The sequence below is a fragment of the Actinacidiphila yeochonensis CN732 genome, assembly GCF_000745345.1.
Classification (GTDB): Bacteria; Actinomycetota; Actinomycetes; order Streptomycetales; family Streptomycetaceae; genus Actinacidiphila; species Actinacidiphila yeochonensis.
Genome location: NZ_JQNR01000005.1, coordinates 1419918 through 1442925, shown reverse-complemented (window position 1 = coordinate 1442925; position 23008 = coordinate 1419918). Strand labels below are relative to the sequence as shown.

Here is a 23008-nt window from a genome sequence, read left to right as displayed (position 1 = left end):
CCTGTCGGCGTGCGACACGTCGTCAGGGGTGCCGGGACGGTTGGTCGGCCCACGGCACCGCCGTACGCTCGACCGGCAGCTACGCCCTGGAGGCCGCCCGCCCATGACAGCCCCTCAGCGGTCCCCCGCCCTGCCGGCCGCCGCCCCTCGCCCGCCCCGCTCTTCGGCCGGCTGCCGCCGCTGCCCGAACGGGCCTTCGTCGCCGACGCCCTGCGCACCGAGACGGTCGGCGGGGTGCTGCTGCTGACCGCCGCGGTCGCGGCCCTGCTGTGGGCGAACCTCGCACCCGGCGGCTACGCCGCGGCGAGCGACTACCACCTCGGCCCCGCCGCCCTCGGCCTGCACACCACCGTGGCGCACTGGGCCGCCGACGGCCTGCTGACGCTCTTCTTCTTCACCGCCGGCATCGAACTCAAGCGCGAACTGGTCGCGGGTGAGCTGCGCGACCCCTCCCGCGCCGCGCTGCCGGTCATCGCCGCGGTGTGCGGGATGGCGGTGCCCGCGCTCGTCTACACCCTGGTCGGCGTCGTCGGCGGCGGCTCGCTCAGGGGCTGGGCGATCCCGACCGCCACCGACATCGCCTTCGCGCTCGCCGTGCTCGCTGTCCTGGGCCGCTCCCTCCCCTCGGCGCTGCGCGCCTTCCTGCTCACCCTCGCCGTCGTCGACGACCTGCTGGCGATCCTCGTCATCGCGGTCTTCTTCTCCTCAGCCATCGACTTCGCCGCGCTCGCCGGGGCAGTGGCCGGCCTCGTGCTGTTCTGGCTGCTGCTGCGCCTCGGGGTGCCCGGCTGGTACGTGTACGTGCCGCTCGCCCTGGTCATCTGGGCGCTGACGTACAACAGCGGGGTGCACGCCACGGTCTCGGGGGTGGTGATGGGCCTGCTGCCGCGCTGCACCCGGCGGGAGGGCGAGCGGCGCAGCCCCGCCGAGCGCATCGAGCACCTGGTGCGGCCGCTGTCGGCGGGCCTGGCCGTTCCGGCGTTCGCCCTGTTCAGCGCCGGGGTGTCGGTCTCCGGCCGGGCGCTCGGGGACGTCTTCCAGCGCCCGGAGACGCTGGGGGTGCTGCTCGGCCTGGTGGTGGGCAAGGCGGTGGGCGTGTCCGGCGGCACCTGGCTGGGTGCGCGCTTCACCCGTGCCGAGCTCGACCCCGCGCTGGCCTGGGCGGACGTCCTCGCGCTCGGCTGCCTGTCCGGCATCGGCTTCACCGTCTCGCTGCTGATCGGCGAACTCGCCTTCGCCGCACGGCCCCGGCTGGCCGGCGAGGCGAAGGCGGCGGTCCTGGTGGGATCGCTGCTGTCCGTCGCGCTCGCGGCGGTCCTGCTCAGGCGCCGTGCCGCCGCCTACCGTTCACTCGCCCGGCGTGAGGCGGGCGAGCCCCCCGAGACAGGCGAGCGCCCGGAGACAGGCGAGCGCCCGGAGACGGGCGGGTTTCCCGAGCCGAACGGAAGCGGGAACGGGTAGCGATGCCGAGAGCGGGAACGGGAACAGCAGCCCCCGTACGGCACGGCGGCCCGGCAGCCCCCGTAGGGCAGTTCCCGCACGGCGGGCGGACGCGGCGGCGCCGTCCAGGGCCCGCGACGCCGTCCCGCAGCCGCCGCGGACGCGCCGACACCGCCGCAACGGGCGGCGGGCGGGCGGCCCTGACGGCACGTAAGGCATGATCGGGGCAGACAACCGGAAGCCGGACCGGCCCCGCTCGGCGGAGCCATGACCACGGAGGACGCGATGAGCCCAGCCTCACAGGGTGACGAGCGCAGCCTAGGCCAGCTGTTCGCCTCCGCCACCGCGGAGCTCTCCGCCCTGGTGCACGACGAGATCGCGCTGGCCAAGGCGGAGATCCGGGAGGAGGCCCGACGGGCGGCGTTCGGCAGCGGGGTCCTGGTCGTCGCGCTGGCCGCGCTGTTCTTCGCGGTCCCGGTCGGCAGCATCGCCGCCGCGCTCGGCATCCACGCCCTCGGGATGTCCCTGGGCTGGTCGTTCTGCATCGTCTTCGGCGCCTACCTGCTGATCTTCTTCGTGCTGGCCGGGATCGCCTGGAGCCGGTTCCGGAAGGTGAAGAAGCCCGAACGCTCTCTGGACTCGGCCAAGAAGACCGCCGCCGTGCTCCAGCGGGCCAAGCCGCACCCGCGCTCCCTGGAGTCCGGGAACGAGGCCAAGGCGCTCGGCACCTCGGCCGGGACCCCCGCGCGCACGTCCGAGATGTGACACGCTCGGCGGCATGAACCTCGTCGACGGCCCCCACGAACGCCCCGTGTCGGGCACCGGCGGCACCAGCGGCTCCGGCCCGACCGGCAACGCGGTCAATGCCGGCCGCACCGGCCGCGCCGGCCAGGAAGCCACCGGCGGCAGTGACGGCAGCAGTGCCGGCGGCAGCGACGGTGGTGGGAGCAGCGGCGGTACGGACGGCCCGGCTCCCGGGGCGCCGGCCGGTCAGGTCCCCCGGCTGGAGGGCCCCTGGACGCACCGCGAAGTGGCGGCCAACGGCGCCCGGTTCCACATCGCCGAGGCGGGTCGCGGCCCCCTGGTGCTGCTGCTCCACGGCTTCCCGCAGTTCTGGTGGACGTGGCGGCACCAGCTGACCGCGCTCGCCGACGCCGGGTACCGGGCGGTCGCGATGGACCTGCGCGGGGTGGGCGGCAGCGACCGCACGCCCCGCGGCTACGACCCGGTCAACCTGGCGCTGGACGTCACCGGGGTGATCCGCTCCCTGGGTGAGCCGGACGCCGCCCTCGTCGGCCACGACCTCGGCGGCTACCTGGCATGGACGGCGGCGGCGCTGCGGCCCAAGCTCGTCCGCCGGCTCGCCGTGTGCTCGATGCCGCACCCGCGGCGCTGGCGCAGCGCCATGCTCACCGACCTGCGGCAGAGTCGCGCGGGCGGCTACGTGTGGAGCTTCCAGCGGCCCTGGCTGCCCGAGCGGCAGCTGGTGGCGGACGACGCCGCGCTGGTGGGGAAGCTGATCCAGGAGTGGTCCGGACCCAACGCGCCCGACGAGTCGGCACTGGCCGTCTACCGCGCGGCCATGCGGATCCCGTCGACGGCGCACTGCTCGGTGGAGCCCTACCGGTGGATGGTCCGGTCGATGGCCCGCCCCGACGGCCTCCAGTTCAACCGGCGGATGAAGCGGCCGCTGCGGGTGCCCACCCTCCAGCTGCACGGCGCGCTCGACCCGGCGATCGGCACCCGCAGCGTGGCCGGCAGCGGCGAGTACGTGGAGGCGCCCTACCGCTGGCGGCTCTTCGAGGGGCTCGGGCACTTCCCGCACGAGGAGGACCCGGCGGCCTTCACAGCCGAGCTGGTCAACTGGCTGCGTGACACCGAGCCGGATCGCTGACGGCATAGCCGATACGTCCATACGAGGGTCGAAAATACGACCGTCGCATGATCGTTTTGCTTGCCGGGCGCATAAGCCAAACGAGCGCAGTCGCGGCGATTACCGACCACGGAGCGCGGGCACGTAGCTCTGTATGGGTTGGACGCACGACATCCGCGGTGCCTCGCGCAACCGCCACCACCACACCTCCTCCGCTGACGGTACGGCGACGCTGGGGCTGCTCCCGGTCCAGGACCACCGACTCGGAATCCCCCGCATCCTCAGCAGGCGCGCCCGCTGGGTGGGAGCGCGTCTGCGCCACGCCCGGGACTGAGCCCCTCACAGGCCGCACGGGCCCACGGGCCTCACGGGCCTCATGACCGCACGGGCCGTTCACCGGCTGCTCACGGACTGCTCCCGGCCCCGCAAGCCGGAACCTCCGCAGGCCGGAGCCCCCGCAGGCCGGAACCGCTGCCGCTTCGCCGCACGACCGCCGGACCGAACCCTGGCCCGCGCGACGGCCCGCACCCCGCCTGCGCCACGCCCGTGAACCGGCAGGGGCGGCGGACGCGGGCGGGCCTCAGATCGCGCAGCTCTGGGTGTCCACCTGCTGGTCCGCCGTCCGACCGGCCGACACGTCCGCCGCGACCTCGGCCGCGGTCAGCGCGTAGCCGGTGTGCGAATCGTCGAGCGACTTGGCGAAGACCACCCCGGCGACCTCGCCGTGGGTGGTGAGCAGCGGCCCGCCGGAGTTGCCCTGCCGTACCGTCGCGTACAGCGAGTACACGTCGCGGTGGACGGTGCCCCGGTGGTAGATGTCCGGCCCGCTGGCGTTGATCCGGTCCCGGATGCGCGCCGCGCGGACGTCGAAGGGGCCGTTCTCCGGGAAGCCGGCCACGATCGCGTCGTCGCGGCTCTGCTCGACCCCGCTGGCGAAGTGCAGCGCGGGCGCGTCCAGGCCGGGCACGTCGAGCACCGCGATGTCCCGCTGCCAGTCGTAGAGGACCACCCGCGCGTCGATCAGCCGGCCCTTGCCGCCGACCTGCACGGTCGGCTCGGAGACGCCGCCGACGACGTGCGCGTTGGTCATCACCCGGTCCTTGGCGAACACGAACCCGGACCCTTCCACCACCTTGCCGCAACTGGGCGCGGTACCGACCACCTTCACGATGCTCTTGCGCGCCGTGGTGACCGCCGGGCTCCGGACCAGCGTCGGGTCGGGCGGCGGCACGTCGGTGATCTGCTCCGAGCCGAAGGTGCCGAAGACCTGCGGCAGGCCGTTGCGGGCCAGGGTGTCGCTGAAGTCGGTGAACCAGTTGTCGGCGCTGGACGGCATCACCTGGGAGACACCGAGGAGCACCTTCGAGCTGCGCACCTGGCGCCCTATGGTCGGCAGCGTGGTGGTGGCCAGCGCGCTGCCGATCAGCCAGGCCACCAGCAGCATCGCCATGACGTTGACCAGTGCGCCGCCGCCGGCGTCCAGCACCCGGGCCGGGGACCAGGTGATCCGGACGCGCATCCGGTTGCCCAGGTGGGTGGTGAACGCCTGTCCGACGGAGGCGCACACGATGACGAGGGCCACCGCGGACAGCTCCGCCACCGAGCCGGGCTGGGCGTCGTGGGTGGCGTGGTCCCAGATGATCGGCAGCAGGTACACCGCCACCACACCGCCGCCCAGGAAACCGACGACGGACAGGATGCCGACAACGAAGCCCTGCCGGTAGCCGATCACGGCGAACCAGACGGCGGCGAGGAGGAGCAGGATGTCCAGCACGTTCACGGGGAACACCGTCTCACGCCGGCCCCGGCCCGCGGGACCTTACGGCGGGGTCGACCCACCGCGCCGGTCACCGTGGGTCACGCCAGGGGTACGGTCCGCCCCCGGTCCCAGGGGATCTCCCAGCCGCTGTGGTGCAGCAGCCGGTCGATCAGACCGGCCGTGAATCCCCAGACCAGCGCGCCGTCGACGAGGAACGCCGGCCCGCGGAAGCCGCTGGGGTGAACCAGTGTGGCGCGGTTGGCCGGGTCGGTGAGATCCGTCACCGGAACCCGGAAGACCCGTGCCGTCTCGGCCGGGTCGACCACCCCGACCGGGCTCGGCTCGCGCCACCAGCCCAGGACCGGGGTGACCACGAAGCCGCTGACCGGGATGTAGAGGCGCGGCAGTGCGGCGAAGACGCGCACCCCCGACGGGTCCAGCCCGGTCTCCTCCTCGGCCTCCCGCAGGGCGGCCCGCAGCGGCCCCTGGCCGTCCGGGTCGCCGTCCGCCGGGTCCAGGGCGCCACCGGGGAAGGACGGCTGCCCGGCGTGCGCGCGCAGCGCCGCCGACCGTTCGATGAGCAGCAGGTCGGGCCCGTTCTCGCCCTCGCCGAAGAGGATCAGCACGGCGGACTGGCGGCCGCCGGTCGCCGGCGGCAGGAAACGGCTCAGCTGCTCGGGCCGGATCCGGGCGGCGGCTCCCGCGACGGGCAGCAGCCACCCGGGCAGCCCCCGGGCGCTGACCTCGATCCGCGACGGGACCCCGAAGGGGGCGCCCGGGCCCAGCTCCGAGGGGTCCGCCCCCCGGGCCTGGGTCACGCCGCGCCCAGCGGCGGCGCCGGCGGGCCGGGGTAGTCCGGCGGCGGCTTGAGGCGCTGTCCGGGGAAGCCGCCCTTCTCGTACTTCAGCAGCTTGCGGGCCTTCTCCGGGTCGGTCTCGCCCTCGCCGAAGGCCGGGCAGAGCGGGGCGATCGGGCAGACCCCGCAGGCGGGCTTGCGGGCGTGGCACATCCGGCGGCCGTGGAAGACGACGTGGTGCGAGAGCATCGTCCAGTCCGACTTCGGGAAGAGCGCCGCGACGTCCCGCTCGACCTCCTCCGGGTCCTGCGACGTCGTCCAGCCGAAACGCCGCGACAACCGGCCGAAATGGGTGTCCACGGTGATGCCGGGCACGCCGTACGCGTTGCCGAGCACCACGTTCGCCGTCTTGCGGCCGACGCCGCGCAGCGTCACCAGGTCCTCCAGCCGGCCGGGCACCTCCCCGCCGAACTTGTCCCGCAGGTCGGCGGAGAGCGCCAGCACCGCGCGGGCCTTCGCCCGGAAGAACCCGGTCGGACGCAGGATCTGCTCCAGCTCCTCCGGGTCGGCGACGGCCATGTCCTCCGGAGTCGGGAAGCGGGCGAAGAGCGCGGGCGTGGTCTGGTTCACCCGCAGGTCGGTGGTCTGCGCCGACAGCACCGTGGCGATCAGCAGCTGGAACGGGTTCTCGAAGTCCAGCTCGGGGTGCGCGTAGGGGTACAGCTCGCCGAGCTCGCGGTCGATCCGCCGGGCCCGGCGGACCTTGGCGGTCGGGGACTCCCCCGCGAAGGCCCCGGCCCGGACGGGGGCGGCGGCCGCGGGCGCGGTCTTCTTCGCGGCCGACTTCTTCGCGGCGGCCTTCTTCGCCGGAGCCGCGGCCGACTTCTTCGCGGCGGCCTTCTTCGCCGGGGCCTTGCTGGGGCCTTCTTCGCGGGGGCCCTCCCGGCGGCCCTCCCGGCGGCCTTCTTCGCGGCACCCGCCGCGGGGGCCGCTGCCTGCTCTTCGGCGGGGTTCGTGTCGCTCTTCGCCATACGGATGAGACTACGGCCACACACCGACGCCCGGGGGCGTCCTGGCCGGTCGCGACGCGAAGGGTTCGCGCACCTTCCGGACAGCTCCGGATAACACACCCGAGAGTTACGGAACGTGACTGGATCGGTTCGCCGTGTGGATCTCGCGGCCGGTCGACCGCGAGGTCACGCCCTGTTCGCTCATGGCGTAACACAGGTGCCGCGCCACTCGTTCGGCCGCGCCCGTGCCCGTGGAATCGGCGTTCCGCCACGATGCGGCAATCGCGCGGACCAGGCCCGTCAGCCCCCCGATTCGGGGTCCTGGGCACGACGCCGCACCCGGATAAGACATCCTTGTGATTGATCGCACTGTTTCGCGTGTCATGCATCATGGGGATGACCCGGCAATGTCGACTGTCGACAAGGAGAGAGCTCGTGGACGACGTTCTGCGCCGTGCTCCGCTTTTCGCGGCGCTCGACGACGAGCAGGCCGCTGAACTGCGTGCCTCCATGACCGAGGTCACGCTGGCGCGTGGCGACTCGCTGTTCCACGAGGGCGACCCCGGGGACCGGCTCTACGTCGTGACCGAGGGCAAGGTGAAGCTCCACCGCACCTCGCCGGACGGCCGGGAGAACATGCTGGCCGTCGTCGGCCCCGGCGAGCTGATCGGTGAGCTGTCGCTCTTCGACCCCGGCCCGCGCACCGCCACCGGCACCGCGCTCACCGAGGTGAAGCTGCTGGGACTGGGCCACGGCGACCTCCAGCCCTGGCTGAACGTCCGCCCCGAGGTCTCCACCGCACTGCTGCGGGCCGTCGCCCGCCGGCTGCGGCGCACCAACGACGTGATGTCCGACCTCGTCTTCTCCGACGTGCCCGGCCGCGTGGCCAAGGCGCTGCTCGACCTGTCGCGCCGGTTCGGCGTGCAGTCCGAAGAGGGCATCCACGTGGTGCACGACCTGACGCAGGAGGAGCTGGCCCAGCTGGTCGGCGCCTCCCGGGAGACGGTCAACAAGGCGCTCGCCGACTTCGCCGGCCGCGGCTGGCTGCGGCTGGAGGCCCGCGCCGTCATCCTGCTCGACGTCGAGCGGCTGGCCAAGCGCAGCCGCTGAACCGTCACCGCCGACTCACCCCCGACCCACCGCCCGGCACCCGCCGGGCCCCACGACGCCCGCTGTCCGCCCCGGACGGCGGGCGTCGCCGTACGCCCCGCCCCGTCCCCCGTGGCCACCGTCGGCTACCAGGCCAGCTGCGCCACCTCCTCCACGACGGCCGCGCAGGCGGGCGCCGCCGGGTCGATCAGCGGGAAGTGTCCCGTCCCGCGCAGCCACACGGTGACCGGTTCCTCCCCCGCCGCGCCCGCCGCCTTCACGAAGGCCGCGCTGACCTGCGGCGGGACCTCGGTGTCGGCGGTGCCGTGGACGACCGTGGTGGCGATGCCGGTGGGCAGCAGCGCGGCCGGGTCCGCGTAGGGGGCGCGCTCGGCCAGGTGCTCGCGGCCGCCGAGGAGGTCCGCCACCGCGTCCCAGCAGACGTGCAGCCGCAGCGCCGACGCGAAGTCGGCGACCGGGGCCAGCGCCACCACGCCGCGCAGCGGGGGCGGCGCGGGCAGGTGCCAGGGGGAGTCGGCGGGAAGCAGGTGTCGGGCGGCCAGCCAAAGCGCCAGCTGCCCTCCCGCGCTGTGCCCGACCACGACCGTGCGCCCGGGATCGACGGCCCGCTCCCCCAGGGCCGCGACGGCCAGCCCCGGCAGCGCGTCCAGGGCCGCGGCAGCGTCGTCGAAGGTCTCCGGCCACCGTCCGGCCGGCGCGGGCCGCTGCCCGCCGGAGCCGGTCCACTCCTCGCCGGCTGCTCCCTCGCCGCCGAGGACGAGCGGACCCCGCCGGTACTCCACGGAGGCGACCGCGAAGCCCCGCCCCGCCAGGTGGGCGGCGAGCGGGGAGACGTACGCGCGGTCGTAGGCGGCGCGCCAGGCGCCGCCGTGCAGCAGGGCGACGAGCGGGGCGGGCCGGTCCCCCGCCGGGCGCGGCCGGTAGAAGTCCACCACCTGGTCGGGGTGGCCGCCGTAGACCGCCGTGGCGTCCGGGGGCACCGCGGGGTGGCCGAAGGCCGAAGCCTCCTCGGCCGCGGCGCGGCAGGCCGCCTCCGAGGAGGTCGGCGGCCCGGCTGTCGTCATCGGTTTACCGGGTCCCTTCGAGGATGCCGGCCAGGACGCGCGCCGCGCGCCAGGCGTCGGTGAAACGGGTGTAGAGCGGGGTGAAGCCGAAGCGGAGCAGGTCCGGCGGCCGGTGGTCGCCCACGACACCCCGGACCGCCAGCTCCCGCATGACCGCCCTGGCGTCGGGGCACCGCAGCGACACCTGGCTGCCGCGCTCGGCGTGCTCCACCGGGGTCACCGGCTCGGCCCGGCCGCCGGGCACCAGCGCGGCCACGCACTCCAGGAAGAAGTCGGTCAGCGCCAGGCTCTTGGCCCGCACGTCCGCCACGGCGACCCCGTCCCACACGTCGAGGGCCGCGTCCAGCGCCAGCAGCGAGAGGATCTCCGGGGTCCCCACCCGGCCGCGCGGGGCACCCTCGGCCGGCGTGTAGGAGGGCGCCATGCCGAACGGGTCGGCGTGCGAGTTCCAGCCCGGCAGCGGCGAGTCGAAGCGCGGTTGGTGCTCCCGCCGTACGTAGAGGTACGCGGGCGCGCCCGGGCCTCCGTTGAGGTACTTGTAGGTGCAGCCGACGGCGAGGTCCACCCCGTCGGCGTCGAGCCGGACGGGCAGGGCGCCGGCGCTGTGGCACAGGTCCCACACCGCGAGGGCTCCGGCGGCGTGCAGGGCCGCCGTGGTGCCCCGCAGGTCGTGCAGCCGCCCGGTCCGGTAGTCGGCGTGGTTGGCCAGGGCGACGGCGGTACGCGGGCCGGCCTCGGCACCGATCCGTTCGGCCGGCACGGCCCGCAGGGTGCGGCCGGTCAGGCGGGCGGCGGACTCCGCGATGTAGCCGTCGGTGGGGAAGGTCGCGGCGTCGACCAGGATCTCGGTCCGGTCCTCCGAGGCCAGCCGGACGGCCGCGACCAGGGCCTTGAAGACGTTGACGCTGGTGGAGTCGCCGACCACGACCTGCCCGGGGGCGGCGCCGACCAGCGGGGCGATCCGGTCGCCGATCCGCTCCGGCGCCGTCCACCAGCCGCTCTCCTCCCAGGAGCGGATGCGCAGCGCGCCCCACTCCCGGGTGACGGTGTCGGTGAGCCTCGGCAGTACGGCGCGGGGCAGGGCGCCCAGCGAGTTGCCGTCGAGGTAGACCTCGGCGTCCGGGCCGTCGTCGAGCTCGAACCGCTTCCGCAGGGGCGCGAGGGGGTCGGCTGCGTCCAGGACGGCGGCCCGGTCGGCCAGGTCCCGCGCGACGGCCTCGTCCGGGCCGGCCGGCGCGGCGGGTGAGGGCTGGGACATGCTCGGGTACTCCGTTTCCGCCGGGGACTCGGACAGGTCGCGGTCCCGGCCGCGCACGACCGGGACGGATACGGGTACGGGCGCGGACGGGGGCGGTGACACGGCGACCGGCTCAGACGTGGCTGCCGGCTCGGCGACCGGCTCAGGGACGCCTGCGGGCTCGACTGTTGGCTCAGGGACGGCTGTCGGCTCAGACATGGCTGCGGGCCGTCCACAGCTCGGGGAAGACGTTCTTCGCGGCCCGCTTCTCCAGCCACGCCACCCCCGCCGAGCCGCCCGTACCGGGCTTCGCGCCCATCGCGCGCCGGGTCGCCACCAGGTGGTCGTTGCGCCAGCGCCACACCAGCTCGGCCACGTCCGTCAGCAGCTCGCCGAGGGCGACGAGGTCGCCGTCCTGGTCGGCGGCCGAGTAGACACCCTGCCAGACGGCCTCGACGCCCGGGTGGGGCTCGTACGGCCCCGCCGGGTCCCGGTCCAGGACCTCGGGCGGGACGGGCAGGCCGCGACGGGCCAGCAGCCGCAGCACCTCGTCGTAGAGGCTGGGCTCCGTGAGCGCCTTCTCCAGCTCGGCGTACGCGCTCGGGGTGCCACGGTGCGGGACGAGCATGGAGGCCGACTTCTCCCCGAGCAGGAACTCCACCCGCCGGTACATCGCGGACTGGAAGCCGGAGCCGTCGCCGAGCGCCGAGCGGTAGGCGTTGAACTGGGCCGGGGTGAGGTGGGCGATCGGCTTCCAGGAGGCGTTGAGCGACTCCAGCTGCGGCAGGCTGCGGCGCAGTGCCGCCGACGCGGCCGGCAGGTCGTCCCCGCGCAGGGCCGCCGCCGCCGTGCTCCACTCGTGCACCAGCAGGGTGAACCACAGCTCCATGACCTGGGTGGTGACCAGGAACGCCATCTCGCCGGGGTCGTCGGACAGCGGGTGCTGCAGGTGGGTGAGGACGGACGCCTGGACGTAGTCCTCGTACGGGGTGCTGCCCTCGAACGCGAGGGTCGGGGTCGCCGCCTCGTCGGTCGGTTTCTCGGACATCTGCTTCCCTCGTTCTTCGCTCCGGTGTACCTGCCCGGGGTCGCCGGGCCTGTGCGGAGATCCTGCGCGGTGTCCGGCCGTCCGGCAAGGGCGGAGCAGCGGGCGTGTCACGGCGTGGCGGAGGCGTACGGGCGGCCGGGGGCGGCCCGGCGCGTACGGGAGGGTACGGAGGTACGTGCGCGTGCGGGTGGCGTCTCCGGCGCCAGGAGACGCCGGAGACGCCACGGTCCCGCGCGCCCTCGATCCTGCGGTGGGCGTCCTGGGGGCGTACGTCCTGCGGCGGGTGTCAGGCGGTGGGCGGACCCTGGATGTAGTTGCCCTTGCTGTCGTACGGCCAGGCGTTGGCGACGCAGCCGTGCAGCCCCTTGATCTGCTGCATCATGACCGGTGCCGGCTTGCCGGGGCCGGGGCAGCTCTCGTGGCCGTGGCCGATGCGGTGGCCGACCTCGTGGTTGATGATCAGCGCCCGGTAGTCGTGGATGGGGCCGTCGAACTCCGGCGAGCCGAGCTCCCAGCGCTTGAGGTTGACCACCACGACGGCGCCGACGTCGCAGTTCACCTCGCCTCGGGTGAGCAGCCCGGCGGCGCCGCAGATGGCGTCGGTGGTGTCCGGCGTGGCGATCTTGATCACGAAGTCGGCGGTGCCCGAGGAGACGAGCTGGAAGCCGTCCCGCCCGTCGTTCTCCCAGCCGCGCGGGTCGGCGAGGATGCCGGCGATCTCGTTGGCCGCGTCGGCCGCCGACAGCTGGATGCCGCCCTCGACCTCGACCTTGTAGCGGCGGATCCGGCCGTGCCCGGAGGCCGCGCCGCTGGCCTGCGCCGTGGTGAAGGTGCCGCTGCCGGACTTCGGCACGGTGGGCGGGCTGCTGTCGCGGGTCGCGGTGGGGGTCGCCGACGTCGCGGTCGCGGTGGGGCTGCTGGCGGCGGACGCCCTGGTCGCCGGGCTCTCGCCGCCCTGCGGGCCGGCCGTGTCGGGCGCCTGGGTGGTGCTCGGGGCGGTGCGCCGGGCCGAGGCGGCGGCCTGGGCGCTGCCTTCTGTCGTGCGGTGCCAGGCCGCGTACCCGGCCCCGGCGCCCAGGACGAGCAGGCATATGAGGGCCGACGGGCCGACGGCGGCGCCGGGCCGCTTGGCCCGCCTGCGGCCGTGCCTGCCGCGGGACCCGCCGGTCCCCTGACCTCGTGCTGACTGGGCGCGGCTGCGCTGTGCTGCCAAAGCTCCCCCCGGGGCGGTGGCAGCCGGGACCTCGGCCCCGGCCCCCCAAGGCGCTTCCTGGCTGCGTGTCGGTCCGACGTCGCGTCGGTGTGCGTTGCTGGTTCGCTGCTGGTTCTCGCTGCTGCTGTGCTCGTGCCGTGGTGCCGCTGTACGGGCCGGCCGTCCGCGCGGCGGCTGCCGTTGCGGCGATCCGGTCCGGCGGTGCCGTGGCCCCCGGCCCGTGCGCCCCCGGCGGAACGCCTGGCCAGGGCTCCTACGACGAAGAACGGAGCCTACCTTCGCACACCCGTCCGGTGAACCGGCGGGGCCTCTGTCCTTCGTCGTGTCCTTTGTCGTGTCCTTTGTCGCCGAACCGGAACACGGGGCCCGCCTCCAGAGCACGTTGCAGCGCCCCCAGGGGACGGCCGTGCCCGCGCGGGCACGGGGCCGGCGCGGGCACGGAGGTTCGTACGGAGGCGGCCGCCTGCTCGGCGGGCCGGGCGGCGGGGCGGCCCGTGCCCCGGCGGGGAGGGCCGAGCGCGTCCGGCGACCCGGAAGCCGGGTCCGAGGACGCCGAACGCGCGGGTCCGGCCGGGTCAGCCGAGGATGTCCGCCGCGGTGGGCGAGCTGTCGCGCAGGAACGTGCTGCAGCGCTCGTACTCGTCCTTCTCGCCGATCGACTGCGCGGCGCGCCCCAGCGCGTGCAGGGCGCGCAGGAAGCCGCGGTTCGGCTCGTGCTCGAACGGGACCGGCCCGTGGCCGCGCCAGCCCGCCCGGCGCAGCGCGTCCAGGCCGCGGTGGTATCCGGTGCGGGCGTAGGCGTAGGACTCGACGACCCGGCCGGCCTCGAACGCGTCGTCGGCGAGCTGGGCCCAGGCCAGCGAGGAGGCCGGGTACTTCGCCGCGACCTCGGTGGGCGCGGCTCCGGAGGCCAGCAGTTCGCGCGGCTCGGGTTCGTCGGGCAGGTGCGTCGGGGCGGGCTCCCCGAGGAGGTTCTGGTGAGTGGCCATGGGCTCAAGTGTGCCGGAGCGGGAACGGGCAAGGGCCCCCGGCAGGTGCCGGAGGCCCGGGTTCGCGCCCGTGTCGCGGCGACCGGACGGCCGCCGCGCCAGGTCACTTGCGCTTGTTGCCCGCCGAGCGCAGGTTCTCGGCGGCCTCGACCACGCGCGCGGCCATGCCCGCCTCGGCGGCCTTGCCCCACACCCGCGGGTCGTACGCCTTCTTGTTGCCGACCTCGCCGTCGACCTTCAGCACACCGTCGTAGTTGCTGAACATGTGGGCCGCCACCGGGCGCGTGAACGCGTACTGGAGGTCGGTGTCGATGTTCATCTTGACCACGCCGTTCTCCAGCGCCTCGTTGATCTCGTCGAGGGTGGAGCCGGAACCGCCGTGGAAGACGAAGTCGAACGCGTCGGCCTTGCCGTACTTCTGCGCGACGGCGTCCTGCAGCTCGCGGAGGATGGACGGGCGCAGCACCACGTTGCCGGGCTTGTAGACGCCGTGCACGTTGCCGAAGGAGGCGGCCAGCAGGTAGCGGCCGTGCTCGCCCAGGCCGACCGCCTCGACGGTGCGGAAGGCGTCGTCCACGGTGGTGTAGAGGGAGTCGTTGATCTCGTGCGAGACCCCGTCCTCCTCACCGCCGGTGGGGGTGATCTCCATCTCCAGGACGATGTTGGCCTTGGCCGCCTCGGCCAGCAGCTCCTTGGCGATGGCCAGGTTGTCGTCCAGCTTCTCCGCCGAACCGTCCCACATGTGCGACTGGAAGAGCGGGTTGCCGCCCTTGGCGACGCGCTCCTGCGAGATCTTCAGCAGCGGGCGGACGTAGCCGTCGAGCTTGTCCTTGGGGCAGTGGTCGGTGTGCAGCGCCACGGTCACCGGGTACTTCTCGGCGACGATGTGCGCGAACTCGGCCAGCGCGACCGCGCCGGTGACCATGTCCTTGCTGTACTGGCCGCCCAGGAACTCGGCACCGCCGGTGGAGATCTGGATGATGCCGTCGCTCTCCGCCTCGGCAAGTCCGCGCAGGGCAGCGTGCAGGGTCTGCGACGACGTGACGTTGATGGCCGGGTAGGCGAACTTGCCGGCCTTCGCCCGGTCGAGCATGTCGCCGTAGACCTCGGGGGTTGCGATGGGCATCGTGACCGCTCCTCGTGAGTGTGCGGGTGGTACTGCTGCCGGCGACGCCGTCGTCGCCCTGAAAGACGTCTTCGTCGCCCTTATCTTTCCAGACTCGAACGGCGACACCACCTCGGTCCACTCCGGACCGGAACGCGCCGTCCGTGAGCCTCTTCGCAACGCCCCCCACCAGGCCGTGCGCGGGGCTCTCCGAGCCCCTCCGAACCCCTCAGGGGCTCTCCGGCGGGGCGCGGCGGCGGGCCTGGCGGCGGGGCGTTCGGGAGGTCCAGGACGGCGTTCGGGACGAGGTCCAGGACGGGCTCAGAACTGCGTCCAGGACTGGGCGCCGGACGAGGTTCGGCATCCAACGACCGCGGCCCTCCGGTGTGTTCCACGTGGAACACACCGGAGGGCCGAACAGCCGTAGCGCGGCGGGCTACAGGCCGAGGTCGTCCAGCGAGTAGGCGGCCAGGTACGGCAGCCCCGCCTCGGCGATCGCGGGCGCGGCCCCCCGGTCGACGATCACCGCGACGGCGACGACCTCGCCGCCCGCCTCGCGGACCGCCTCCACCGCGGTCAGCGGCGAACCGCCAGTGGTGGAGGTGTCCTCGACGACCAGGACCCGGCGGCCCTTGACGTCGGTGCCCTCAATGCGGCGCTGCATGCCGTGCGCCTTGGCCGCCTTGCGCACCACGAAGGCGTCCATCCGGCTGCCTCGGGCGGCCGCCGCGTGCAGCATCGATCCCGCCACCGGGTCGGCGCCGAGCGTCAGGCCGCCCACCGCGTCGAAGTCCAGGTCCTTGGCGAGGTCGAGCATGACCTGGCCGACCAGGGGCGCGGCCTGCCCGTCCAGCGTGATGCGGCGCAGGTCGATGTAGAAGTCGGCCTCCAGTCCCGAGGAGAGGGTCACCTTGCCGTGCACGACGGCCTTGTCCTGGATCTGCCGCAGCAGCTCATCTCGTACGTCGCTCATACGCCTGAGGTTAGCCGAGGCCGGTCAGCGCCCCGGTCGGGCGCCGGTCCGCGCCCCGGCAGGGCGCTGAGCCAAGCCGGGGCGGCAGCCGAGCCGGGGCGGCAGAAGCCTGACCGTCCGGTTCAGGCGAGGCTCCGCCAGCTCCACACGGTGGTGATCTCCAGCGGTTCGATGGGGGTGACCAGGCGCGGCAGCGTGTTCAGCCCGTTCGGCGGGCCCGACTGGGGCTCGACGCAGACCGCCTCCGGCTTCTCGGTGTAGATCACGACCCACTCGGTGGGGCTGGTGACCTTCAGCTCGATCTCGCCCGGCCAGGTCAGCGTGACGTCGACGCCGTCGGGCATGCCGAAGCAGTCGTCCCACGGGCCCGGGAGGGGGTCGATGCGCCTGCCGTCGGGGAGGTGGTTGTCACCGCGCTCCTCCTGCCAGGCGGCGGCGAAGGCCAGCTCGACGTCCTGGCCGCCCTGGCCCAGGTTCCGCAGCCACCAGGGGTGCCAGCCGGCCTGTGCGGGGAAGGAGTCGCCGCGCGACTCCACGCAGAGCCGGAGGGTGACCGCGTCCGGGGTGAGCTCCACGCTGTGCGTGACGCGCCCGGGGTAGGGCCAGGGGTCGGCGAGGTCGTAGTAGAAGGACGCGGCGGTGGCGGTCGCGGGCGCGGCGGGCTGCCAGACGGAGTGGCGGCCGGTGCCGTGGATCGCGTGCGGCGGGGCGTCGACGGGCAGTTGGTGCGACACCTGGCCGTTGCGGAACACGCCGTTCTCGGTCCGGCCGCACCACGGCACCATGACGAAGGCACCGAACTTGGGCCCTTGGCGCAACAGCTCCGTGCCGCCCACCTTCAGCGACGCGACCCGGCAGCCGGCCTCCGGCTCCAGGATGAGTTCGGCGTCGCCCGCCGTCAGCTTCGTTTCGTTCTCCACACAGGGGAGCCTAGGCCCTGCTCGGGCCGGTACGCGGACGTACGGCGGGGCGTCGCGCACGGCGGTCCGAGGATCGCGGCCGACCGGACCTCACCTGCGGCGGCGCAGCACCCGGCCGACCACCACCGCGGAGGCGAGCAGCGCGGCCGCGGCGGGTGCCGCCCAGCGCAGGGTCGCGACGGCCGACCCGGCGTCGGGCGCGGGGGTCGGGGCGTAGCGGCCGCGCGGCGGGGCGTGGTCGACCTCCTCGGCGCTGCGGCCGATCATCGTCCGGCGGGCGTGCGCGGCCTCGGCGGGCACGAGGTCGTCCAGGGCGGCGGCGCTCTCGGGGACCTCCAGCTCCACCTCCACGAGTTCGAACTCCTCCAGTTCGCCGGGGTCGCCGAGGTCGTCGACGACGTCGGACTCGTCGCGGCCCTCGGGCCCCTCCGCCGCCCCGGCCTCCCGGGCTTCCCTGGGCTCTCGGGCCTCTCCGGCCCCCCTCCGGGTGTCGGATGCCGCCGCCTCCGCGATGTCGCCCTCACGGTCCTCGTCGCCGTCCGAAACGGCCTCGCCGCTGTCCCAGCCCCTGAGCTCGTCCGCGTCCCCGTCCCGGTCCGCATGCCGGTCCGCATGCCGGTCCTCGTCCTGCCCCTCGGCCTGAGCCTCGTCCGGAACGGCTTCTGCGGCTTCCGAAGCGGCTCCCGCATCGGCCTGAGCGGCCTCGACCGGGCCGGTACCCGGGGCCGGGTCCGTGGGGGCTGCCGGAGCCGCGGTCGGCTCCTCGGCCTCCGGCGCCCGCTCGGCCAGCGCCGCGGTGAAACGGTCCAGCAGGCGTCCGGCAGCGGCGGCCACCACCGCGGGGTCGTACCCGGCGAGCCGACCGCCCGCCTGGGCGGTGCCCTCGTACGTGAGCACGGTGCCGGGCTCGGGGCGCTCGGTCGCGGTGAGGGTGACGCGGAGGTTCACCTCGGCCACGCCCTCGCCCCGGACCTCGGTGCCCTTGGCGACCAGCGTGTACGGCGAGGCATCGCCCTCCACGGCGACGAAGCCCCGGTAGGTGATCGTCGAGCCGCCGGCGCGGAAGCGCAGCCGCCCGTGGGCCACGCGCTCCGCCGCCTCGGCCCCGGCGTCCGGCTGCCACCCGGGCAGCGCGGCGGCCACCGCGCCGGGTGTGCGCAGGGCTGCCGCCACCCGGGCGGACGGGACCGGAACGAAGGACTCGTGCTCCATGCGGCGGAGCCTACCCACGTCCGGCCGTCCCTGACGTGGGTAGGCTCCGGATTTCGGCCCGGCCCGCCCCGGCGCGCCCCCGTCCACGCGGACGCCGGCGCCCTCTCGCCTCGCCGCCCGCCCCTCCGCCACCAGGGCGGCCCGCCGCCGCGTCGAGCCCGTCCCCGCGGCAGCCGTCGGGCCAGGGCGGACCGCACATGGTCAGGGGTCAGGCGCGGTCAGTGGTCAGGCGCGGTCAGGGGTCAGAGGTCAGGCGTGCGACGCCGCGGCTACTCGGCGATCCGGGGCCGAAGGAGCGTCGACGGCGGCAGCGGGCTCGCGGGCCGGGAGCGGAGCGCCCGTACGGCGGCCGCGCGGAGGACGGACGGGGTCAACGGTGTCCCCGGGTCCTCTGCCTCGGGAGCCGTCGCCGGGAGGGTCAGGCGTGGTGCCGCGGCGCCCGCCAGCAGGAACTCCCAGTCAGCCGTGCTCCCGCACGCCGGGCCGCCGGCGAGGCTGTAGGGGACGGCGGCCAGCCCGGCCGTACGGAGCGTCGCCTCCGTTGTCCACAGGCTGTGGACGGACGATCCGGCATGGACGGCCAGCCGCCCGCCGGGGGCCAGGGCGCGGGCGGCGAGCCCGTAGAACTCCTGCGAGTAGAGCTTGGCGTTGTCGCCTCGCGCGGGGTCCGGCAGGTCGGCGAGGACGACGTCGTACCCGGGCGGCGGCCCGGCCGGGCCCCGTGCCTCGACGTGTCCGACGTCGCCGCGCAGCCAGTCGAAGACGTCGCCCTCCGCCACCCGCACCCTCGGGTCGTCGAAGGCGTGGCCGTTGAGCGCGGCGAGCCCCGGGTCGGTGCGCCCGAGCCGGGCCACCGCGGGATCGCCGGGCACCACGGTGACCGTGCGGACGCCGCGGTGGCGCAGCACCTCGCGCAGCTCCAGCCCGTCGCCCCCGCCCAGCAGCAGCACCCGGCCGTGCGGGCCGGCCAGCGCGGGATCGGCGAGCGCCTGGCGGACCGGCGAGCCGTCCGCACCGCAGACCACGAGGGCGCCGTCGACGTAGAGCCGCAGCGCGGCGGCGTCCGGCGCGTCCCGCCCGCCCGGGGCACCCTCGCCGCCGGTGAGCACGATCTCCTCGGCCCCCGCCTGCTCCGCCACCCGCACCCGCCCCCCGTACATGGCGTTGCGGGCGACCCGCTCGAAGGGTGAGGCGCCGAGCGCGGCGCAGGCCAGGACGGCCAGCACGCCGACGTTGGCGGCCAGCAGCCAGGCACGGGCCCGCCGCGACAGGTCGCCGCGGAAGAGCCACAGCACGGTGGCGCCGCCCGCCACCGCGTTCACGCCGCCGGTGGCCAGCGCCCCGGTCAACTGGCCGAGGCGGGGCAGCAGCAGGAACGAGAAGGCCAGGCCGCCGATGAGCGCGCCCACGTAGTCGGCGGCGAAGAGGTCGGCGACCGCGCCGCCCGCGTCCTGCCGGCGGATGCGCTGCACCAGCGTCATCAGCAGCGGCACCTCGGCGCCGATGAGCACGCCGATCGCGAAGGAGCAGCAGATCATGGCCGGCCGGGCCTGGCCGGACCAGGCGAAGACCGCGTACAGGGCCATCACCGACAGGCCGCCGACCAGCGCGAGGGCGGACTCGACAGCCACGAACGCGGCCGCCGGGCGGCCCCGCAGCCGCTTGGCCAGCAGCGAGCCGCAGCCCATCGCGAAGACCATCACCGACAGCACCAGCGACGCCTGTGTGACGGAATCGCCCACCAGGTAGGAGGCGAGGGCGACCAGTTCGAGCTCGTAGACGAGGCCGCACGCCGCGCAGACGAAGACCGCCGCGAGCACCACCGCCCGCGCCGTACGGGCGGGAAGGGGGAGCGGTAAGGAGAGGAATCGGGTTGCCGGCGGCCGGCCGCACTGGTCGAGCATGCTGGCACGCTATGTGACGAATGCGTCGCGAACCGTCACCCACACGGGTGCAATCGACGGCGTTCGACGGGGGCGCGGCAGCACCCAGGGGTCACTGACACCGCCCGCACCCCCCACGAACGGGGGCACACGCCGAACCCGCGGCGCACCCCCACTCGCTCTGACCTGACAGAACGTCACGTCATGCCGCACCACTGCCATCTCACTGACCGTCAGATATGCGTGCGGGGCCGCCGCGAGTCGGTCAGCTCGCGACACTGACCCGGGTACGGGTCGCCACCAGCCGCCCCTCCTGCGGGTAGGCGTGCCAGGTCCGCCAGGCCACGCCGCCCTCCGAACACCGCACCAGCATCGCCGTGAACGCGTTCGGGTCGCCAGGGAAGGTGCCGGCCAGCCCGTGCGGGTGGTCGGCGACCAGCGCCAGCAGCTCCTGGGCACGTCCGGTGAACGAGGCGGCGGAGAGCTCCTCGACGCGGGCGGAGAACTCGTACTCCCAGGGCCCGACCTGGCGGGCCACGCCCAGGGGCAGCGGTGCCTGCCTGCCCGGAAGGCAGGCCACCGTCTCCGAGCACCCGCCCTGCCCGGCCTCGACGAGTACCTGGTGGGAGGCGCCGAGCAGCCTTAACTCCACCTCCGCCCGCAGCCCGCCGGCGTCGCCGACCCGCACGCCGAGCACGGCGAGGGCCGGGAGCGCGTCCTTGCCCAGGCACCAGGCGAGGTCGCCGGCCCGGGTGTCGGTGTACGCGGTCTCAAGGGTGGTGAGCATGGGGTGAGTCAGCTCCGCAGGCACGCTGGGGACCACCCGACGGCGCGGTGAGGAGACCTGCCGCCCCCGCCGTCGGGAGGCGGAGGTGCGGTGGTTCACGCCGACACGGGTGTGGGGGATCGGAAGAGATCCGGAAGGTTTCGAGACGGGACCTGGAGGCCCCGAGGTCAACGCTCGCACGGATCTGGCCCCCGGTTCAGCGTTTTTACTCGTCTGTGCGTACATTCCATCCCTTGGGGGGCTTACGGGTTCAGGTGTTCCGATATGACAACCGGCTTCCCGTATGACAACCGGCCGCCTCAGGGCTCGGACCGCCCTGCCCGACCACATCGCCCGACCGCCCTGCCGCGCCGCCGGACCGCTGGGCTGCTGGGCTGCTGGGCTGCTGGGCTGCTGGACTGCTGGACTGCTGGACCACTTCACCGCCCCGCCGCGACGCCGCGACGCCGTCGGCCGTCCGTTGGACGTCGGGCGTGGAGCCGATGCGGAAGGATGTCCCCGACGGAGCGGACGCGTGCGAGGGGCGGGACGGTGGCCATGGAGGACAGGGACGGCAGGGGGTTGCTGAACCGCAGGCTGGACGGGCTCGGGACGACGATCTTCGCGGAGATGTCGGCGCTCGCGGTGGCGACCGGTGCGATCAACCTCGGCCAGGGCTTCCCCGACACCGACGGCCCCGAGGCGGTCCGCGAGGCCGCGGTCCGGGCGCTGCGCGACGGACGCGGCAACCAGTACCCGCCGGGGCCGGGCGTCCCCGAGCTGCGGAACGCGATCGCCGACCACCAACACCGCTTCTACGGCGTGGACGTCGACCCCGACACCGAGGTGCTGGTCACCGCAGGCGCGACCGAGGCCATCGCCGCGGCCATGCTCGCCCTGCTCGAACCCGGCGACGAGGTCATCGCGTTCGAGCCCTTCTACGACTCCTACGCCGCGTGCGTCGCCATGGCCGGCGCCGTCCGTGTCCCGCTCACCCTCCGCGCCCCCGACTTCCGCCCCGACCTGGACCGCCTGCGGTCCCTCGTCACCCCGCGCACCCGCCTGCTGCTGCTCAACTCCCCCCACAACCCGACCGGTATGGTCCTTACCCGCGACGAGGCGGCGGCCATCGCCGAACTCGCCGTCGAACGCGACCTCCTGGTCGTCACCGACGAGGTCTACGAGCACCTGGTCTTCGACGGCGAGCACATCCCGCTCGCCTCCCTCCCGGGCATGCGCGAGCGCACCGTCTCCATCTCCTCGGCCGGCAAGACCTTCTCCTTCACCGGCTGGAAGGTCGGCTGGGTCAAGCCGTTTTCACCCACCTATTGGACGCTGGCCGCGTAGGCGTGCTGCCGCGCGTCGGTCAGGATGGTCCCTGGACGATCGGTACCCGGGTTGAGGACGGTGGAGAGATGAGCGGCAGGCCACTGCTGAACCGCAGGCTGGACGGGCTCGGGACGACGATCTTCGCGGAGATGTCGGCGCTTGCGCTGGCGACCGGTGCGATCAACCTGGGCCAGGGCTTCCCCGACACGGACGGGCCGGAGGCGATCCGGGAGGCGGCCGTGCGGGCGCTCCGGGACGGCCGCGGAAACCAGTACCCGCCGGGCATGGGCGTTCCGGAGTTGCGTGCCGCTATTGTCGACCACCAGCGCCGCTTCTACGGGTTGGACTTTGACCCGAACAGCGAGGTGCTGGTCACCGCCGGGGCGACCGAGGCGATCGCGGCGGCGATGCTGGCGCTGCTGGAGCCGGGTGACGAGGTGATCGCGTTCGAGCCGTTCTACGACTCGTACGCCGCGAGCATCGCAATGGCCGGCGGAGTACGGATCCCGCTTACGCTGCGTGCCCCGGACTTCCGCCCCGATCTCGACGCCCTCCGTTCCGTGGTCACTCCCCGCACCCGCCTTCTACTCCTCAACTCTCCCCATAACCCCACGGGCATGGTCCTCACCCGCGCCGAGCTGACGTCCATCGCCGAGCTGGCCGTGGAGCACGACCTCATCGTGGTCACCGACGAGGTCTACGAACACCTGGTCTTCGACGGCGAGCACATCCCCCTGATCTCGCTACCTGGCATGCACGACCGCACGGTCTCCATCTCCTCAGCGGGGAAGACCTTCTCATTCACGGGTTGGAAGGTTGGCTGGGTTACCGGATCCGCCCCCCTCGTCGCAGCCGTCCGCGCCACGAAGCAGTTCCTCACCTACGTCGCCTCGGGCCCCTTCCAGTACGCCATCGCGGAGGCCCTCCGCCTCCCGGACGCGTACTTCACCGCCTTCCGCGACGACCTCCAGACGAAGCGCGACCTCCTTGCCGACGGCCTCACCACCGCCGGCTTCGAGGTCTACCGCCCCCAGGGCACATACTTCATCACGACGGACATCGCCGCCCTCGGCGAGAAGGACGCCCTGGCCTTCTGCCGCTCGCTCCCCGAACGCTGTGGTGTGGTCGCCGTCCCCAACTCCGTCTTCTACGACGACCCCGACGCCGGCCGCACCCAGGTCCGCTTCGCCTTCTGCAAGAAGCAAGACGTTCTCCAGAAAGCCGCCAGCCGCTTGCTGCGCTTGTCACCCTGAACTTGCGCCTCCGGCCGAATGCGGTCGC

At 74.2% G+C, this 23008-nt stretch carries 19 protein-coding genes and 2 pseudogenes; 7 read left to right on the top strand and 14 right to left on the bottom strand.

What is annotated here, in order from left to right; genetic code table 11:
• Positions 1-171 precede the first annotated feature (171 nt).
• The 4 genes from nhaA to BS72_RS17930 all read left to right on the top strand — a co-directional run bounded on the left by nhaA (position 172) and on the right by BS72_RS17930 (position 3647).
• The gene (nhaA, locus tag BS72_RS17945; protein ID WP_232792634.1) at positions 172-1461 is read left to right on the top strand and encodes a Na+/H+ antiporter NhaA; all 1290 of its coding nucleotides are present in this window, start codon (positions 172-174) and stop codon (positions 1459-1461) included.
• Positions 1462-1725: 264 nt separating this feature from the next.
• Positions 1726-2205 carry a phage holin family protein gene (locus BS72_RS17940; RefSeq protein ID WP_051951955.1) on the top strand — a complete coding sequence of 160 codons (480 nt, stop codon included), beginning with the start codon at positions 1726-1728 and terminating at the stop codon, positions 2203-2205.
• 13 nt (positions 2206-2218) lie between these two features.
• On the top strand, positions 2219-3334 hold the full coding sequence (locus BS72_RS17935; protein WP_232792453.1) for an alpha/beta fold hydrolase: 1116 nt from the start codon (positions 2219-2221) through the stop codon (positions 3332-3334).
• A 133-nt stretch (positions 3335-3467) separates the two neighbouring features.
• On the top strand, positions 3468-3647 hold the full coding sequence (locus BS72_RS17930) for a hypothetical protein (protein WP_037911820.1): 180 nt from the start codon (positions 3468-3470) through the stop codon (positions 3645-3647).
• Between the two features lie 246 nt (positions 3648-3893).
• Here BS72_RS17930 and BS72_RS17925 read toward each other — a convergent pair whose 3' ends face one another.
• The 3 genes and pseudogenes from BS72_RS17925 to nth form a co-directional block, all read right to left on the bottom strand.
• Positions 3894-5093 carry a MarP family serine protease gene (locus BS72_RS17925; RefSeq protein WP_037911816.1) on the bottom strand — a complete coding sequence of 400 codons (1200 nt, stop codon included), beginning with the start codon at positions 5091-5093 and terminating at the stop codon, positions 3894-3896.
• A 77-nt stretch (positions 5094-5170) separates the two neighbouring features.
• On the bottom strand, positions 5171-5857 hold the full coding sequence (locus BS72_RS17920) for an NUDIX hydrolase (RefSeq protein ID WP_063836188.1): 687 nt from the start codon (positions 5855-5857) through the stop codon (positions 5171-5173).
• A 29-nt stretch (positions 5858-5886) separates the two neighbouring features.
• Positions 5887-6899, bottom strand: a pseudogene (nth, locus tag BS72_RS17915) (endonuclease III).
• 414 nt (positions 6900-7313) lie between these two features.
• On the opposite strand from nth, the gene BS72_RS17910 reads away from it, so the two are divergent.
• Positions 7314-7988, top strand: coding sequence for a Crp/Fnr family transcriptional regulator (locus BS72_RS17910; RefSeq protein ID WP_037911812.1), 675 nt, complete (start codon positions 7314-7316; stop codon positions 7986-7988).
• Between the two features lie 125 nt (positions 7989-8113).
• Here BS72_RS17910 and BS72_RS17905 read toward each other — a convergent pair whose 3' ends face one another.
• The 11 genes from BS72_RS17905 to BS72_RS17855 all read right to left on the bottom strand — a co-directional run bounded on the left by BS72_RS17905 (position 8114) and on the right by BS72_RS17855 (position 20419).
• The gene (locus BS72_RS17905; RefSeq protein WP_037911811.1) at positions 8114-9052 is read right to left on the bottom strand and encodes an alpha/beta hydrolase family protein; all 939 of its coding nucleotides are present in this window, start codon (positions 9050-9052) and stop codon (positions 8114-8116) included.
• Positions 9053-9056: 4 nt separating this feature from the next.
• Complete coding sequence (kynU, locus tag BS72_RS17900; RefSeq protein ID WP_037916455.1) at positions 9057-10310, bottom strand: kynureninase; 1254 nt, start codon at positions 10308-10310, stop codon at positions 9057-9059.
• A 190-nt stretch (positions 10311-10500) separates the two neighbouring features.
• Entirely contained in the window at positions 10501-11337 is an 837-nt protein-coding gene (locus BS72_RS17895; RefSeq protein ID WP_037911809.1) for a tryptophan 2,3-dioxygenase family protein, read from the bottom strand.
• A 286-nt stretch (positions 11338-11623) separates the two neighbouring features.
• Positions 11624-12550, bottom strand: a complete 927-nt coding sequence (locus BS72_RS17890; protein ID WP_232792452.1) for a DUF3152 domain-containing protein — start codon at positions 12548-12550, stop codon at positions 11624-11626.
• A 575-nt stretch (positions 12551-13125) separates the two neighbouring features.
• A complete protein-coding gene (locus BS72_RS17885; RefSeq protein ID WP_037911807.1) occupies positions 13126-13539 on the bottom strand; it encodes a DUF3151 domain-containing protein in 414 nt (137 codons plus the stop codon).
• 103 nt (positions 13540-13642) lie between these two features.
• On the bottom strand, positions 13643-14665 hold the full coding sequence (gene fbaA / locus BS72_RS17880) for a class II fructose-bisphosphate aldolase (RefSeq protein ID WP_037911806.1): 1023 nt from the start codon (positions 14663-14665) through the stop codon (positions 13643-13645).
• A gap of 415 nt (positions 14666-15080) precedes the next feature.
• Positions 15081-15617: an orotate phosphoribosyltransferase gene (gene pyrE, locus BS72_RS17875; RefSeq protein WP_037911804.1), complete on the bottom strand. Its 537-nt coding sequence runs from the start codon at positions 15615-15617 to the stop codon at positions 15081-15083.
• Between the two features lie 122 nt (positions 15618-15739).
• Positions 15740-16537, bottom strand: coding sequence for an aldose epimerase family protein (locus tag BS72_RS17870; RefSeq protein ID WP_037911802.1), 798 nt, complete (start codon positions 16535-16537; stop codon positions 15740-15742).
• A 90-nt stretch (positions 16538-16627) separates the two neighbouring features.
• A complete protein-coding gene (locus BS72_RS17865) occupies positions 16628-17749 on the bottom strand; it encodes an SRPBCC domain-containing protein (protein WP_037911801.1) in 1122 nt (373 codons plus the stop codon).
• Between the two features lie 269 nt (positions 17750-18018).
• The gene (locus BS72_RS17860) at positions 18019-19653 is read right to left on the bottom strand and encodes a polyamine aminopropyltransferase (protein WP_051951218.1); all 1635 of its coding nucleotides are present in this window, start codon (positions 19651-19653) and stop codon (positions 18019-18021) included.
• A 244-nt stretch (positions 19654-19897) separates the two neighbouring features.
• The gene (locus BS72_RS17855; RefSeq protein WP_037911799.1) at positions 19898-20419 is read right to left on the bottom strand and encodes a DUF2617 family protein; all 522 of its coding nucleotides are present in this window, start codon (positions 20417-20419) and stop codon (positions 19898-19900) included.
• Positions 20420-20956: 537 nt separating this feature from the next.
• Here BS72_RS17855 and BS72_RS17850 point away from each other — a divergent pair.
• Both BS72_RS17850 and BS72_RS17845 read left to right on the top strand, forming a co-directional pair.
• Positions 20957-21721, top strand: a pseudogene (locus BS72_RS17850) (aminotransferase class I/II-fold pyridoxal phosphate-dependent enzyme); the annotation flags it as partial.
• Between the two features lie 92 nt (positions 21722-21813).
• Positions 21814-22980, top strand: a complete 1167-nt coding sequence (locus BS72_RS17845; protein WP_037911796.1) for a pyridoxal phosphate-dependent aminotransferase — start codon at positions 21814-21816, stop codon at positions 22978-22980.
• Positions 22981-23008: the final 28 nt, after the last annotated feature.

Excerpts from the sequence above, each read along its gene's own strand:
- BS72_RS17930 (WP_037911820.1), top strand. The coding sequence starts at position 3,468 with ATGGGTTGGACGCACGACATCCGCGGTGCCTCGCGCAACCGCCACCAC.
- BS72_RS17895 (WP_037911809.1), bottom strand. The coding sequence starts at position 11,337 with ATGTCCGAGAAACCGACCGACGAGGCGGCGACCCCGACCCTCGCGTTC.
- kynU (WP_037916455.1), bottom strand. The coding sequence starts at position 10,310 with ATGTCCCAGCCCTCACCCGCCGCGCCGGCCGGCCCGGACGAGGCCGTC.
- BS72_RS17940 (WP_051951955.1), top strand. The coding sequence starts at position 1,726 with ATGAGCCCAGCCTCACAGGGTGACGAGCGCAGCCTAGGCCAGCTGTTC.
- fbaA (WP_037911806.1), bottom strand. The coding sequence starts at position 14,665 with ATGCCCATCGCAACCCCCGAGGTCTACGGCGACATGCTCGACCGGGCG.
- BS72_RS17860 (WP_051951218.1), bottom strand. The coding sequence starts at position 19,653 with ATGCTCGACCAGTGCGGCCGGCCGCCGGCAACCCGATTCCTCTCCTTA.
- BS72_RS17905 (WP_037911811.1), bottom strand. The coding sequence starts at position 9,052 with ATGACGACAGCCGGGCCGCCGACCTCCTCGGAGGCGGCCTGCCGCGCC.
- BS72_RS17855 (WP_037911799.1), bottom strand. The coding sequence starts at position 20,419 with ATGCTCACCACCCTTGAGACCGCGTACACCGACACCCGGGCCGGCGAC.
- BS72_RS17885 (WP_037911807.1), bottom strand. The coding sequence starts at position 13,539 with ATGGCCACTCACCAGAACCTCCTCGGGGAGCCCGCCCCGACGCACCTG.
- pyrE (WP_037911804.1), bottom strand. The coding sequence starts at position 15,617 with ATGAGCGACGTACGAGATGAGCTGCTGCGGCAGATCCAGGACAAGGCC.
- BS72_RS17845 (WP_037911796.1), top strand. The coding sequence starts at position 21,814 with ATGAGCGGCAGGCCACTGCTGAACCGCAGGCTGGACGGGCTCGGGACG.
- BS72_RS17935 (WP_232792453.1), top strand. The coding sequence starts at position 2,219 with ATGAACCTCGTCGACGGCCCCCACGAACGCCCCGTGTCGGGCACCGGC.
- BS72_RS17865 (WP_037911801.1), bottom strand. The coding sequence starts at position 17,749 with ATGGAGCACGAGTCCTTCGTTCCGGTCCCGTCCGCCCGGGTGGCGGCA.